The sequence below is a fragment of the Spirillospora sp. NPDC052242 genome (assembly GCF_040679555.1).
In the GTDB taxonomy this organism is placed as follows: Bacteria; Actinomycetota; Actinomycetes; order Streptosporangiales; family Streptosporangiaceae; genus Spirillospora.
In genome coordinates this window covers 72,306-86,049 of record NZ_JBFAUZ010000036.1, presented here as the reverse complement: position 1 = coordinate 86,049, position 13,744 = coordinate 72,306, and the positions used below count along the sequence as shown (strand labels likewise).

Annotated in this window: 18 protein-coding genes; 8 read left to right on the top strand and 10 right to left on the bottom strand. The window is 74.1% G+C overall.

What is annotated here, in order from left to right:
* Positions 1–50 precede the first annotated feature (50 nt).
* The gene (locus tag AB0L25_RS27375) at positions 51–206 is read right to left on the bottom strand and encodes a hypothetical protein (RefSeq protein WP_500175568.1); all 156 of its coding nucleotides are present in this window, start codon (positions 204–206) and stop codon (positions 51–53) included.
* Positions 207–618: 412 nt separating this feature from the next.
* Here AB0L25_RS27375 and AB0L25_RS27370 point away from each other — a divergent pair, with 412 nt between their 5' ends.
* On the top strand, positions 619–891 hold the full coding sequence (locus AB0L25_RS27370; protein WP_500175567.1) for a hypothetical protein: 273 nt from the start codon (positions 619–621) through the stop codon (positions 889–891).
* On the opposite strand, the gene AB0L25_RS27365 is transcribed toward AB0L25_RS27370, so the two are convergent.
* From AB0L25_RS27365 to AB0L25_RS27340, 6 genes are all read right to left on the bottom strand, one after another.
* Positions 878–1,300, bottom strand: a complete 423-nt coding sequence (locus AB0L25_RS27365; protein ID WP_500175566.1) for a DUF3151 domain-containing protein — start codon at positions 1,298–1,300, stop codon at positions 878–880. The two genes, AB0L25_RS27370 and AB0L25_RS27365, sit on opposite strands and share 14 nt — an antisense overlap.
* A 25-nt stretch (positions 1,301–1,325) precedes the next feature.
* Positions 1,326–1,850: a GNAT family N-acetyltransferase gene (locus AB0L25_RS27360; protein ID WP_500175565.1), complete on the bottom strand. Its 525-nt coding sequence runs from the start codon at positions 1,848–1,850 to the stop codon at positions 1,326–1,328.
* A gap of 93 nt (positions 1,851–1,943) precedes the next feature.
* Positions 1,944–2,726, bottom strand: coding sequence for an SDR family oxidoreductase (locus tag AB0L25_RS27355; protein WP_500175564.1), 783 nt, complete (start codon positions 2,724–2,726; stop codon positions 1,944–1,946).
* Between the two features lie 121 nt (positions 2,727–2,847).
* The gene (locus tag AB0L25_RS27350) at positions 2,848–3,108 is read right to left on the bottom strand and encodes a GlsB/YeaQ/YmgE family stress response membrane protein (protein ID WP_500175563.1); all 261 of its coding nucleotides are present in this window, start codon (positions 3,106–3,108) and stop codon (positions 2,848–2,850) included.
* 108 nt (positions 3,109–3,216) lie between these two features.
* Positions 3,217–3,552: a YnfA family protein gene (locus tag AB0L25_RS27345; protein ID WP_500175562.1), complete on the bottom strand. Its 336-nt coding sequence runs from the start codon at positions 3,550–3,552 to the stop codon at positions 3,217–3,219.
* Positions 3,553–3,610: 58 nt separating this feature from the next.
* Positions 3,611–4,075, bottom strand: coding sequence for a GNAT family N-acetyltransferase (locus AB0L25_RS27340; protein WP_500175561.1), 465 nt, complete (start codon positions 4,073–4,075; stop codon positions 3,611–3,613).
* Positions 4,076–4,186: 111 nt separating this feature from the next.
* Between AB0L25_RS27340 and AB0L25_RS27335 the strand changes: the two genes are divergently transcribed.
* From AB0L25_RS27335 to AB0L25_RS27305, 7 genes are all read left to right on the top strand, one after another.
* Complete coding sequence (locus AB0L25_RS27335; protein ID WP_500175560.1) at positions 4,187–4,891, top strand: cellulose binding domain-containing protein; 705 nt, start codon at positions 4,187–4,189, stop codon at positions 4,889–4,891.
* 212 nt (positions 4,892–5,103) lie between these two features.
* Positions 5,104–5,754, top strand: a complete 651-nt coding sequence (locus AB0L25_RS27330; protein ID WP_500175559.1) for a TetR/AcrR family transcriptional regulator — start codon at positions 5,104–5,106, stop codon at positions 5,752–5,754.
* Positions 5,755–5,768: 14 nt separating this feature from the next.
* Positions 5,769–7,289: an FAD-dependent monooxygenase gene (locus AB0L25_RS27325; protein WP_500175558.1), complete on the top strand. Its 1,521-nt coding sequence runs from the start codon at positions 5,769–5,771 to the stop codon at positions 7,287–7,289.
* Between the two features lie 214 nt (positions 7,290–7,503).
* A complete protein-coding gene (locus tag AB0L25_RS27320; RefSeq protein ID WP_500175557.1) occupies positions 7,504–7,881 on the top strand; it encodes a roadblock/LC7 domain-containing protein in 378 nt (125 codons plus the stop codon).
* Complete coding sequence (locus tag AB0L25_RS27315; protein ID WP_500175556.1) at positions 7,878–8,555, top strand: hypothetical protein; 678 nt, start codon at positions 7,878–7,880, stop codon at positions 8,553–8,555. Before AB0L25_RS27320 ends, AB0L25_RS27315 begins: the two co-directional genes overlap by 4 nt.
* Entirely contained in the window at positions 8,552–8,938 is a 387-nt protein-coding gene (locus AB0L25_RS27310) for a roadblock/LC7 domain-containing protein (protein WP_500175555.1), read from the top strand. Before AB0L25_RS27315 ends, AB0L25_RS27310 begins: the two co-directional genes overlap by 4 nt.
* A gap of 58 nt (positions 8,939–8,996) precedes the next feature.
* A complete protein-coding gene (locus AB0L25_RS27305; protein WP_500175554.1) occupies positions 8,997–9,368 on the top strand; it encodes a hypothetical protein in 372 nt (123 codons plus the stop codon).
* Positions 9,369–9,397: 29 nt separating this feature from the next.
* Here AB0L25_RS27305 and clpB read toward each other — a convergent pair whose 3' ends face one another.
* From clpB to dnaJ, 3 genes are read right to left on the bottom strand one after another with little or no spacing between them, the layout of a single operon-like run.
* Positions 9,398–11,995, bottom strand: coding sequence for an ATP-dependent chaperone ClpB (gene clpB / locus AB0L25_RS27300; protein ID WP_500175553.1), 2,598 nt, complete (start codon positions 11,993–11,995; stop codon positions 9,398–9,400).
* 41 nt (positions 11,996–12,036) lie between these two features.
* Positions 12,037–12,483 (bottom strand): heat shock protein transcriptional repressor HspR, encoded by a 447-nt coding sequence (locus AB0L25_RS27295; protein ID WP_500175552.1) that lies wholly within the window; start codon positions 12,481–12,483, stop codon positions 12,037–12,039.
* Between the two features lie 2 nt (positions 12,484–12,485).
* On the bottom strand, positions 12,486–13,664 hold the full coding sequence (gene dnaJ, locus AB0L25_RS27290) for a molecular chaperone DnaJ (protein WP_500175551.1): 1,179 nt from the start codon (positions 13,662–13,664) through the stop codon (positions 12,486–12,488).
* Between the last annotated feature and the right edge of the window lie 80 nt (positions 13,665–13,744).

The following is a 13,744-nucleotide window of genomic DNA, read 5'->3' as shown; positions in this document are numbered from 1 at the left end:
GTACCCGCATGCGGCCGCCGAGAAAACCCCGGGCCCCGCAGCGACCCTGGTCAGCGGCCCTGGACGGTCGCGCGGCGGGGCCAGTGGCGGTCGGCGAACAGCCGCGCGACCAGCTCGCCGCGGCTGGACGCCCCCGTCTTCCCGAAGAGCGCGGCCTCCCGGTCGCGCCCGGACGCGACGGCCCGCGCCTGCGCGGCCGTCCCCACCAGCCAGATCGGCAGCGGCGGCCCGAGCGAGGACGGCGCGGACTCCCCGGCGGACGGACGTCCGGTACCTCACGCCCGACCACCTGCGCACCCTCGACGGGCCGCTCACCCTCGCGCGGCTCGACGCGCTCGTCCGGCGGGAGCTGGCCGCCGCCGGCGACGCCTGGGAGGACGTCAGGGCGCTGATCGCCCGGTCGATGACGCAGTACCCCGCGGCGGACCGGGAGCGGCTGCGGGCGCACGCACGCGCGATCACGATCCAGGCGTCCCCGATGGTGCCCCGCAACGCCGCCGTCCTGCTCGACCTGCTCGGCGGCGGGACGCTGGAGATCCTGCGGGGGCCGGTGAGATCACGGCGGCGGCGGGCCGGTTCCGCGTCGGGCACGCGGGCGGCGTCCGCACCGCCGACGCGGTGGTCAACGCCGTCGACCCGCCCGCGCACGCGGTCCCGGGGGCCGCGGCGCCGCTCGTGTCGTCCCTGCTGGGGCAGGGCGCGGCCCGGCACCCGGACGGCGGCCTCACCGTCGATCCGGGCACCGGGCGGCTCGTCGTCGGCGGCCGCCCCGACCCGCGCGTGCTGGTCGCGGGCGACCTGGCGGGCGACGGCCCGTTCCTGACGACCTCGGTGCCGGGCCTCGCCGCGCCGGCGGCGCGGGCCGCGGCGGCGCTCGTCAGCCCCCGTTGAGGGCGTCGGCGGCCTCGGCGCTGCTGTCGCGCAGGAACTGCTTGCAGCGCTCGGCCTCGGCGTCCTCGCCGATCGCGGCGGCGGCGCGGCCGAGCGCGTGCAGGGCGCGCAGGAACCCGCGGTTCGGCTCGTGCGCCCACGGGATCGGCCCGTGCCCCTTCCAGCCCGCGCGGCGCAGCTGGTCGAGGCCCCGGTGGTAGCCGGTGCGGGCGAACGCGTACGAGTCGATCACGCTGCCCTTGGCGAAGGCGCGGTCGGCCAGTTCGGCCCAGGCGCCCGGGTGGTCCGGGTGGCGCGCGGCGACCTCGAACGGGTCGACGCCGTTCTCCAGGGCAGTGCGGGCCTCGGTGTTGTCCGGAAGTTCGGTCGGAGGCGGGCCGCCGAGCAGGTTCTGGGTCATGCGGGTCATCGTAAATGGCCGCTACCTGTGTGTATCAACCCGGGCGCCCGGGGAGCGGGAGCACGTAGCGGGCGAGCCCGTCCCGGTACGCCGGGACCGCGTCCGGCCACACGCCGTGCAGCGCCAGCAGCGCCTCCCGGTTGTCCGGCAGGACGTCCGCGCCGAACGCGCGGACGCCGCGCCGCCCGGCGAGCTGCGCCAGGAACCGCACGAGGACGGTCGCGACGCCGCGCCGCTGCCACGGGTCGCCCACCAGGACGGCGAGGTCGGCGAGCCCGGGGCGGTCCGCGTCCCGGCAGTACTCGGCGATGCCGATCATCTCGCCGTCCAGCAGGGCGACGAGCGCGTCCCGGTCCCAGTGGTCGAGACCGTCCATGATCGCGACGTAGTGGTCGGGGATGCGGGGGGTGCCGGAGAAGAACCGCGTGTAGAGGCTCGCCTTGGAGAGGCGGGCCGACATCCCGCGGAGCCGCGCGCCGTCGGCCGTCCCGTACGGCCGCACGCGGACGCCGTCCAGGGAACCGGTGCGCGCCGCGTCGCGCACAGCGAGTTGCGTCATGAAACCCATTGGACCGCATGCGGGTTTCATGACGCAACTCTGTGGGGGCGCCGATCCGGTGAACGAACGGCGCCCCCGGAGGGGACGGGCGCCCTACGCCCGCCGGGCGGGGCTCGCGCCGAACTCCTCGGCGAGGAAGTCCTCCCAGGTCCGGGTGCCGAAGTCGGCGCCGTCCAGGGACAGGTTGTCGCCGGCCTTGTACGCGCGCCCGGCCTTGCCCGGCATCCGGATCGGCAGCATCAGCCGCCGCTTGCCGCTCGCCCGCAGGTAGTCGCGCTCGAGCTGCGCCATCTCGTACACCTTCGGGCCCGCGAGGTCCGCGACCATGCCCGCGGGCTCCCCGAGCGCCAGCTCGACGAGGCGCTCGGCGACGTCCCGCGCGTCCACCGGCTGCCACCGCATGTCGCGCGGCGCGGGCATCACCGGCGACTTCGCCATACCCCGCACGGCGTTGAGCGTGAAGTTGTGGAACTGCGCCGCGCGGAGCGTCGTCCACGGAACCCCCGACTCGGCCACGATCCGCTCGGCGGCGTACTTCTGCCGGAAGTACCCCAGCGGCACCGCGTCCGCGCCGGTCACCGAGATGTACACGAGGTGCCGCACCCCGGCGGCCTTCGCGGCCCGCACCAGGTTCCGCGCCGCGTCGTCGTCGCCCTTGCGGCCGCCCGCCAGGTGGACGACGGTCTCGACGCCCGCGACCGCGCGGTCCACGCCCTCGTTCTTGACCAGGTCGCCGGTGACGAACTCGACGCCGTCCCGCCCCTCCCGCGCGCTGCGGCTCAGCACCCGCACCGGCCGTCCGGCGTCGCGCAGCAGCGGCACGACGAGACGGCCCAGGGCGCCCGTGCCTCCGGTGACCAGGATGGGTGACGTCATGGCTCCTCCTCCAGTGTGGATTCGCCCGAACGACGGGAGCCCGCCGGGGAATGTGACATCCCGGCGAAAAACTTCGGGCGGGGCCGCCGGTCCCCCCGGCGGCCCCGCCCGGCGCGGACGCCTAGCGCCTCTCCTTCGCCCGGCCGCTGAGCCCTTCGGCGACGCCGATCAGGAGCACGGACGCGATCACCGCGACGACGAACCCGAGCACGTTGAGCTCCCAGATGCTCCCGGTGCCCAGCATGTTGGCGATGGTGCCCCCGATCACGGACCCCACCAGCCCCAGCAGGAGCGTCGCGATGATCCCCAGCCGCTGTTTCCCGGGCTTGATCAACCGCGCCAGCGCCCCGATGATCAGTCCCGCGACGATGAAGCCGATCATGGACGGTCGTCCCCTTCCTGCCGCTGCGCGTAGAGCGACGTTCGATCGGCGGTCTGCCCCGACGAACAGCGACAAAACCGACAGCGCGGTGCCGGGGCGGGCCGGGGGTCAGCCCCCGCGCGGGGCGTACATGATCACGGCCATGCCGGCGAGGCACACGAGCGCCCCCGCGACGTCGAACCGGTCGGGGCGGTAGCCGTCCGCGACGACGCCCCACACGATCGACCCCGCGACGAAGATCCCCCCGTACGCGGCCAGCACCCGGCCGAAGTGCGCGTCCGGCTGCAGCGTCGCGACGAACCCGTACGCCCCCAGCGCGATCACCCCGGCGCCGATCCAGATCCACCCCCGGTGCTCCCGCACGCCCTGCCACACCAGCCACGCCCCGCCGATCTCCAGCAGCGCGGCGAGGACGAACAGCGCGACGGAACGGGCGATCAACACGGCGAGGGCTCCCCTGGAACGTCGGGCGACCGGAACGCCCCAGCCTACGAACCGGACCTCAGGCCCGCGCGAGGGACTTCGTCATGAAGACGCTGTGCGGATCGGGACGGTAGTTCCCGAATGGCTCGCAGTAGTCGAACCCGAACTTCTCGTAAAGCTTTCTCGCGGGCTCGAAGAACGGAGCCGAACCGGTCTCGAGACTCACCCGGCCGAATCCCATCCGCGCGGCCTCGCCGATGATGTGCGACAGCAGCAACGACGCGACTCCGCTCCGTTTCCGCGCCGCCTCGGTTCGCATCGACTTCAGTTCCGCGTGCTCGTCGTCCAGCCGCGCCAGCGCCCCGCACCCCACGATGACCTGGGCGTCCAGGACCGACCAGAAAGTGACGCCCGGTTTACGGAGAGCGTCGATATCGAGGGCGTGCTTGCTCTCCGGGGGCGTGATCGACCGCATTTCCCGGACGTGCCCCTCCAGGAACTCGGCGATCTCCGGCCCGGTGAGATCGTCCACGACGATGTGCATCTCGTCCCCCAAAGTGATCGGCCGGGCATCACGGTACCCGGGGGGCGCGAGGGGCTCGTGCGCGAAGCGGGTCTTTCTGGTTGGATCGCGAGTCATGCGGGGAAGATCGTGATGGAGCGGCGGGACGGCCCGGGCCGTGCGCCGGGACGGCACCGTTCGCCGGAGAAGCCGCCCCCGGCCGGGCGCGGCCGCCTGCTGACCGCCGCCGTCGTCGCGTTCGTCCTGGTCGGCGGCTCCCTCGTCGGCTGGGCGCTGCTCAACGAGTCCCCGCCCGAGCCCCGCGCCGCCGGATGCGCGCCGAACTGCGCCGTCGCCGCGCCCCCGGAGCCGTCCGGTCCCTCGGAGCGGCCGAGCGACCCGGTCGCCTCGGACGCCGCGCCGTCCCCCACGCCGTCCACGTCCCCCACGCGCACGCCGACCGCACGGGCCTCCGCGACCCCGGACGGGGACGACGACGACCGCTGGCGCTGGCGCTGGCGCGGACGGGACGACCGCGACGACCGGGACGGCGGCCGCTGGGGCTCCCGCCTCCGTGCCGACTACAGCACCCGGGGCGACTGGGAGTCGAACTTCATCGGCGCCGTCACCGTCACCAACCACGGCGGACGTCCCGTGGACGCGGGCGACCTGGTGTTCGGCTACGGCCGCGGGGTGCACATCACGTCCGCGTGGGGCGCGCCGAGCGAGTGGTCCGGCGGGAACGTCGTCGCGCGCCTGGGCGTCCTCCCGCCCGGCGGCAGCGCCACCGTGACCTTCCAGGCCGCCGGCGACGCGTCCTCCCCCGACCACTGCACCCTGGCCGGCGAGCACTGCTGACCCCGGCGCCACCCACGATCTCGACGTCTCCGACGTCGTCGCTACTGGCTGCTGCGCGTCCGCGACCGTCCGGACGCCGGGCCGCGCCGGGCCGCCCGCCTCGCGGCTTTGCTCTGACCTGGCGGTCAGGCGAGTTCCGCTCCTGGAGCCACTGACAAACTTGCCGACTCGGCATATTTACCTGATCGGCAAGTTCGGCTAGGGTGCTCCGCATGGTCACGGACGACGACGGCTCCCCGGCGGCGGGCCTGCGGGAGCGGAAGAAGCGGGAGACGCGGGACGCGCTGAGCGCGGCGGCGATCGGGTTGATCGTCGAGCGCGGGTGGAGCGCGGTGACGATCGAGGACATCGCGGCGGCGGCGAACGTGTCCGTCCGCACGTTCCGCAACTACTTCTCGGGCAAGGCCGAGGCGGTCGCCGCCCGGCACGTCGACCGCATGCGCCGCATCGCGGACGGCCTGCGCGCGCGCCCGGCGGACGAACCCCTGTGGGACGCCGTCGCCGCGGCCGTCCAGGAGCAGTTCGCCCCCCGCGCGGACGTCCCGGACCGCGCGGACGTCCCGGACGGTGCGGACGCGCGGCGGCGGGCGGACGGCGTCAGGCTGATGCTCACCGAACCGGCGCTGGCGGGGGAGCTGGCGAAGGCGCACGCGGCGGCCGAGGCGGAGCTGGCCGCCGCGATCGCCGAGCGCACGGGCACCGATCCCGGCCGCGACCTCTACCCGGGGCTCGCGGCGGCGGTGCTCGGCGCCGCGGTCGGCGCGGCCGTCGCGCACTCCCTGCGCGGCGAGCGGCCGGTCCCCGCGGGCCCGGTCCTGCGGGAGGCCCTCGAACGGCTCGCGGCCGGCCTGCCCACCCCGTGACGGAAGGAACGCACATGGACACGGACGTCGTCATCGTCGGAGCCGGACCCAACGGCCTCATGCTGGCCTGCGAGCTCGGGCTCGCCGGGCTCCGGCCGATCGTCCTCGAACGGGCGCCCGGACCGGACGGCGAGGCCAAGGCGAACGGCCTCGTCGGGCAGGTCGTGCGGATGGTCGACCGGCGCGGCCTCTACGAGCGGCTCGCCGGGAGGGCGCGGCCGGAACCCGCGCCGTTCTACATGTTCGCCGCGCTGCCGTTGAACCTCGGCGTCCTCGACCAGAGCCCCGTGCACACCCTGCCGGTGCCGCAGCCGCGGCTCGTCCGGGTCCTCGCCGAGCGGGCCGCCGAGCTGGGCGCGGACGTCCGGTACGGGCACCGGCTCGCGGGGCTGGAGCAAGACGGCGACGCGGTGTTCGCCGACGTGGAGGCCCCGGACGGGACGTACCGGCTCGCCGCCCGGTACCTGGTGGGGGCGGACGGCGGGCACAGCACCACCCGCAAGCTGTGCGGCATCGGCTTCCCGGGCGTGAGCCACGACCGCATCACCCGCAGGTGGGGCGAGGTGACCGTGCCGGACGGGTGGATCGACGCGGCGACGGGCGGGCTCGACGTCCCCGGATACGGGCTCGTCCGGCCGTTCCTCGGGGAGCGCACCGAGCACGGCGGGTTCTCGTTCGCGCCGCTCCCGGGACGGCCGCCGACGATCGCCACCATGGAGTGGGACCGGCCGGGCGAGGGGCCGATGACGCTGGACGAGCTGCGCGGCAGCGTCCGCCGGGTGCTCGGCGCCGACGTGCCGATCGGCCCGCCGGACGGCCCGGGGCCGCATGCGCTGCGGCGGCTGAGCGGCGGCAGCAACCGGCGGGCGGAGCGGTTCCGGGACGGGCGGGTGTTCCTGCTCGGCGACGCGGCGCACGTGGACCCGGCGGGCGGGCAGGGCCTCAACCTCGGCATGCAGGACGCGCTCAACCTCGGGTGGAAGCTCGCGGCGGACGTCCGCGGCGACGCCCCCGCGGGGCTGCTCGACACCTACGACGCGGAGCGGCGGCCCGCCGCGCGGCGCGTCGACATGTACGCGCGGGCGACCGGGGCGCTGCTGGCGCCGGGCGGCGACGTCACGGGCCTGCGCGAGCTGTTCGGCGAGCTGCTCGCCGATCCGGGCGCGGTCCGGCGGGTGGCCGACCTGATCGCGGGCACGGACGTCCGGTACGACATGGGGCTGCGCGATCCGCACCCGCTCGTCGGGTACTGCGCCCCCGACATGGACCTCGGCGGCACCCGGTTCGCGGAGCTCGCCCGCAGCGGGCGCCCGCTGCTGGTCGACCGCACCGAGGACGGCGCCCCGTCCGCGGCGCTCGCGGGCCTGCGCGACCGGGTCGACGCCGTCCGCGCCGAACCGGACGCGGCCGGGCCCGCGGCGGTGCTCGTCCGTCCCGACTCCTACGTCGCGTGGGCGTCGTCGTCCCCGCGCCCGGACCGGGCGGAACTGGACGAACTCGGCGCGGCCGCCCGCCGCTGGTTCGGCCCCCGCTGAGGGAGGCGCGGCCGCATCCGAAATACGGCCAGGTTTTCGGTCTCTGTCAAAGGGCCCGAATCGGCGGTCAAGGGGCCTGAGCGGTTTCGATACTGGGTGGTATTTATGCCCCGCTTCACGACCTTGATTGCTATTTGAGATTTTGCGCCTGTCATGCGGCGACTTGTGGGTAAGGTGCAGTCTCCTGCAACTCTCATTCGTGGGGGAATGGGCCTTGCGCATCGATGACTGCCTTGCGCGGATGATGGCGATTCCCGGGGCGCAGCGGGTGACTCTGGTGGACTGCGCGAGCGGGCTGGCCGTGGCCTCGGCCGGCCGGGACGACCGCGTCGACCAGCACGAGGACGCCGCCGGGGCCACCGACGTGGTGCGTGCGGTGCTCGGCTCCGCGGCGCTCAGCGCCACCCCGGACGGCGACGACGTCGAGGAGATCATCGTGTGCGGGTCCGCCGGATATCACCTCCTGGCCCTCACCGGTCCCGATCTCGACGGGCACCTGTTCGTCCATTTGGTGGTCGACCGCGAAAAGGGGAATCTGGCCCTGGCGCGTCTCCGGATGCAGGGGCTCGTGCGGGAAATGGCGGTCCGGTGACAGCGCCGAACGGGGCGGGCGAGGTGCTGCGCGCCCTGCACGGACTGGAACGGGACGGGCGCAGCGGCGTCCTGCGCGTCGGCGACGTTGGATCGTTCGAGGTCGCCGACGGCGCGGTCGTCCACGCCGAATGCCGCTACACGGCGGGGGACTGGGCGGAGCCGATCGCACTGTTCGACGCGGCGTGCTTCCTGCTCGGCGTGGAGGGCGCGCCGCGGTTCACCGAGGGGCCGGTTTCGCGGGGCGCGGCCCGCCCGGTGACCGCGGCGACGCTCGCCTGCGAGCTGCGCCGGCGGCGCGACCTGCTGGACGCCGAGTGGCCCTCGGCCGACGTCGACGCGGCACCGGTCGTCCCGGTGCGGCGGGTGCGCCGGCAGCGGGTGTTCCTCACCGGGCTGCAGGCGGAGATCCTGCTCAACGCGGACGGCCGCCGCACCCCCGCCGAACTCGCCCGCGACCTCGGACGGACGGTGTTCGGCTGCCTGCTGTCCGTGCGGGGGCTCGCGGCGGCGTCGCTGGTGCGGGCCGTCCGGCCGGGCGCGCCCGCCGAGCGGCGCGAGCCGTCCCGCGAGCCGTCCCGCGACCTGTTCGACGGCGGGATGCCCCGGGACGGCTGGGCGCCCGCCGACCACCAACTGCTGGAGCGGCTCCGCGCCGCGCTGGTCGAACTGTGACGGGAGCCGGAGTGCTGGAGGCGGAGGTGCAGGCCGAACTGCTCGGCCTGCGGAAAATTCCGGGGCTCACCGGGAGCCTCGTCGCGTCCGTGGACGGCCTGCTGATCGCGCACGACCTGCCGCCGACGATCGAGCCGGCGTCCATGGCGGCGGTCACGGCGTCGCAGCTCGGGCTGGCGAACCGGGTCGTGGACACCGCGCACGGCGGCGGGTTCCGGGAGGTCGTCGTGCGCGGCGCCGGATACGTGGTGACGTACGCGGCCGGGCCGGCCGCGTCGCTCACGGTGCTCGCGGAAGGGGACGTGAATGTCGGCCGGCTCCATCTGGAGGCGCGTCCGGTGGCGCGCGCCGTCGCGGCCCTCCTCGCCGCCACGAAGAGATGACCCGGAACCCGAGCAAGCAGTACGCACACGCAGAGAACCCGAATGGAAGGGGAGGCACATGCCGAATCTGGACACGACCCTCAAAGAGATGATGTCGATCGACGGCGCGCTCGGCGTCGCGGTGGTCGACTACGGCAGCGGGATGGCGCTCGGCCACCTCGGCAGCTCCAACACGTTCGACCTGACGGTCGCCGCGGCGGGCAACACCGAGGTGGTGCGGGCGAAGCTGCGGACGATGGAGCAGCTCGGCATCCAGGAGGAGATCGAGGACATCCTCATCAGCATCTCCACGCAGTACCACATCATCCGGCCGGTGACGGGCCGCAAGGGCAAGGGCCTGTTCATGTACATGGTCCTCGACCGGGGCCGGGCCAACCTGGCGCTGGCCCGGCACCGGCTCAAGGACATCGAGCAGAACCTCGAGATCTGACCCCGGGGGCTGGCCCGGGAGGCGCCGCGCTACTTCGTGAGCGTCAGCCCGCGCGCGGGCTCCACGGTGAGCCGGTCGGCCGCCTCGTCCAGGTCGACCACGACCTCGTCGCCGTCGCGGACGTCCCCGGCCAGCAGCTCGCGGGCCAGCTGGTCGCCGATCGCCGTCTGGACGAGCCGGCGCAGCGGCCGCGCCCCGTACAGCGGGTCGTAGCCGGTCAGCGCGAGCCACTCGCGGGCCGCCTCGGTCACGGTCAGCGTGAGCTGCCGCTCGGCGAGCCGCTCGGCGAGCCTGTCGACCTGCAGGTCCACGATCCGGGTGAGCTCGGCCGTCGAGAGGGCGTCGAACAGGATGACGTCGTCGAGCCGGTTCAGGAACTCGGGCTTGAACGAGTTCCGGACGGCGTTCCAGACGGCCTCGCGCTTCGCGCCGTTCTCGAGCGTCGGGTCGACGAGGAACTGCGACCCGATGTTCGAGGTCAGGATCAGGATCGTGTTGCGGAAGTCGACCGTGCGGCCCTGCCCGTCCGTCAGCCGCCCGTCGTCCAGCACCTGCAGGAGGACGTCGAACACCTCCGGGTGGGCCTTCTCGACCTCGTCCAGCAGGACGGCCGAGTAGGGGCGGCGGCGGACGGCCTCGGTGAGCTGGCCGCCCTCCTCGTACCCGACGTATCCGGGCGGGGCGCCGACGAGCCGGGCGACGCTGTGCTTCTCGCCGTACTCGCTCATGTCGATGCGGGTGATGGCGCGCTCGTCGTCGAACAGGAACTCCGCGAGCGCCTTCGCCAGCTCGGTCTTGCCGACGCCGGTCGGGCCGAGGAACAGGAACGAGCCGGTCGGCCGGTCGGGGTCGCTGATGCCCGCGCGGGCGCGCCGCACGGCGTCCGACACGGTCCGGACGGCCGCGGACTGCCCGATCAGCCGGCGGCCCAGCTCGTCCTCCATGCGGAGCAGCTTGGCGGTCTCGCCCTCCAGGAGGCGCCCGGCGGGGATGCCGGTCCAGGACGCGACGACGTCGGCGACGTCGTCCGGCCCGACCTCCTCCTTGACCATCGCGTTCGTGTCGTCGGCGGCCTCGGACGCCTCCTCGAGCTGCTTCTCCAGCTCGGGGATCTCGCCGTAGGTGAGCCGGGAGGACGTCTCCAGGTCGCCGTCGCGCTGCGCCCGCTCGGCCTCGCCGCGGAGCTGGTCGATGCGCTCCTTGATCTCGCCGACCCGGTTCAGCCCGGCCTTCTCCCGCTCCCAGCGGGCGTTCAGGCCGGACAGCTGCTCCTGCTTGTCGGCGAGGTCCTTGCGGAGCCGGTCGAGCCGCTGCCGGGACGCCTCGTCGGTCTCCTTCGACAGGTTCAGCTCCTCCATCCGCAGCCGGTCGACGGCGCGCTGCAGCTCGTCGATCTCGACCGGCCGGGAGTCGATCTCCATGCGGAGCCGGGACGCGGCCTCGTCCACGAGGTCGATCGCCTTGTCCGGCAGGAACCGGGAGGTGATGTACCGGTCGGACAGTGTCGCCGCCGACACCAGCGCCGAGTCGTTGATCTGCACCTTGTGGTGCGCCTCGTACCGGCCCTTCAGCCCGCGCAGGATCGCGACGGTGTCCTCGACGGACGGCTCCCCGACGAACACCTGCTGGAAGCGGCGTTCGAGGGCCGGGTCCTTCTCGATGCGCTCGCGGTACTCGTCCAGCGTCGTCGCGCCGATCATGCGGAGCTCGCCGCGCGCCAGCATCGGCTTCAGCATGTTGCCGGCGTCCATCGCGCCCTCGGCGGCGCCCGCCCCCACGACGGTGTGCAGCTCGTCGATGAACGTGACGATCCGCCCCTCGCTCTCCTTGATCTCGTTCAGCACGGCCTTCAGCCGCTCCTCGAACTCGCCGCGGTACTTCGCGCCCGCGACCATCGCGCCGAGGTCCAGGGAGACGAGGGTCTTGCCGCGCAGCGACTCGGGGACGTCCCCGGCGACGATCCGCTGCGCGAGGCCCTCGACGACGGCGGTCTTGCCGACGCCCGGCTCGCCGATCAGCACCGGGTTGTTCTTCGTGCGCCGCGACAGGACCTGGACGACCCGGCGGATCTCCGCGTCGCGCCCGATCACCGGGTCGAGGCGCCCGTCCCGGGCGGCGGCGGTCAGGTCGACGCCGTACTTCTCCAGCGACTGGTACGTGGCCTCGGGGTTCTCGCTGGTGACGCGGGCGTGCCCGCGCACCTTCCCGAACGCGTCGAGCAGCGCGTCCGGCGTCGCGCCCGCCTCCTTCAGCAGCCCGGCGGCGGGGCCGCCGTCCGCCGCGAGCCCCACGAGGAGGTGCTCGGTCGAGACGTACTCGTCCTCCAGCTGCCGTGCGCGCGCGCCCGCCGTGGTGATGGCGCGGTGCAGCTGCGCGGACAGCCGCGGCGCCGAGACGGTCGAACCGGCGGCCTTCGGCTGCGCGGCGAGCTGCTCTTCGGCGCGCCGCCGGATCGCCTGCCAGTCGGCCCCGACGGCCTCGAGCAGCGGCACCGCCGTGCCGTCCTGCAGCGAGATCAGCGCCACCAGCAGGTGCTGCGGCTGCACCTCGGGGTTCCCCTCGGCGGCCGCCCGGCGGATCGCGACCGACACGGCCTCCTGGCTCTTCTGCGTCAGCTTGTCATCCATGATCCGCTCCCCCTGCGTCCCTCAGAGCCCTGTTCGGCGGCCTAGTCGCGCTCGGGCCGCTGCTGCCAGACCACGACGCTGGTGCGCCGGATCGGCACCAGGTCGGAACCGGGCGCGCCCGGGTCGCCGTGCCGCCGCTGCTGCGCCAGCCGCGCCGCGACCGCACGGGTCGATTCGAGTTCGTTCGCGAGCTCGTCCAGGGCGGCGTGCGCCTTGGCGAGCTCCTCGCGGAGCCGCGCGTTGTCGCGCTGCAGCTCCAGGATGTGCTTGATGCCCGACAGGTTGATGCCCTCCTCCTGGGAGAGCCGCTGGATCTCGCGGAGCAGCACGATGTCGCGCATCGAGTAGCGGCGGCCCCGGCCCGCCGTCCGGCCCGGGGACACCAGCCCCATCCGGTCGTACGTCCGCAGCGTCTGCGGGTGCAGGCCGGAGAGCTGCGCCGCCACGGAGATCACGTAGACCGGTGTGTCGTCACCGAACGGATCCATGATCACTCCTGTCTGGCCTGCTTGATCAGGTCGGCGCGCAGCTCGTCGCCGCCGCCCGCGTCCCGCAGCTTGGCCAGCGCTTCCCGCGTCTGGTCGTCCAGTTTCGCCGGCACCTGCACGTCGACGGTGACGAGCAGGTCGCCCTTGGTGCCGTCCCGCCGGGTCGCGCCGCGGCCCCGGACGCGGAACGTGCGCCCGTTCGGGGTGCCCTCGGGGAGTTTCAGCGTCACCGGCTGCCCCTGGAACGTCGGCACCCGGATCTCGCCGCCGAGCGCCGCCTCCGGGAACGTCACCGGCACCGACAGCGTCAGGTTGTCGCCGCTGCGGCCGAACACCGCGTGCGGCTTCACCTTGATGTTCACGTACAGGTCGCCGTTCGGGCCGCCGTTCTCGCCCGGCGCGCCCTTGCCCTTCAGCCGGATCTTCTGCCCGTCGGCGACGCCCGCGGGGACGCGCGCCTGGATCGTCCGGGTGCCGGTGGCGCGCCCGCTGCCGTGGCAGGTCGGGCACGGGTCGTCGACGACGAGGCCGCGGCCCCGGCACTCCTTGCACGGCTCCTGGAACCCGAAGTTGCCGAGGTTGCGGGTCTCGTGCCCGGTGCCCTCGCAGCTCGGGCACACCCGCGGGACGGTCCCCGCCTTCGCGCCCGTGCCGCGGCAGCTCCCGCACGCCGCCTCGCTCGTCAGCTTGATCGGGACGGTCACGCCGTTCATCGCGCGGCCGAACGTCAGCGTCACGTCCGTCTCGACGTCGGCGCCGCGCCGGGCCCGCCGCGTGCCGGTGGTGCGGGTGCCGCCGCCGCCACCGCCCCGGTTGAACAGCCCGCCGAACAGGTCGCCGATGCGCTCCCCGGCCCCGCCGGTCTGCGTCCCGGCGCCCCCGGTCTGCCCGAAGATGTCGCCGAAGTCGAACGGGAAGCCGCCGCCCTGCTGCCCGCGGAAACCGCCCGGCATGGACCGCACGGAGTCGTACTCCTTGCGGCGCTTCTCGTCGGAGAGGACGTCGTAGGCCTCGGAGACCTCCTTGAAGCGGTCCTCGGCGTCGGCGTCCCCCCGGTTCGCGTCCGGGTGGTACTTGCGGGCCAGCTTCCGGTAGGACTTCTTGATCTCCTCCTGCGACGCGGTCTTCGAGACACCGAGGACCTTGTAGTAGTCCTTCTCCAGGTAGTCCTTGGTGCTCACGGCGCCCCGCTCTCTGCTATGCCCACTTGCCTACGTCCAGTCTGCCGCCCGGCGTCCGGCCCGTCCCGCCCCGCGCGGGG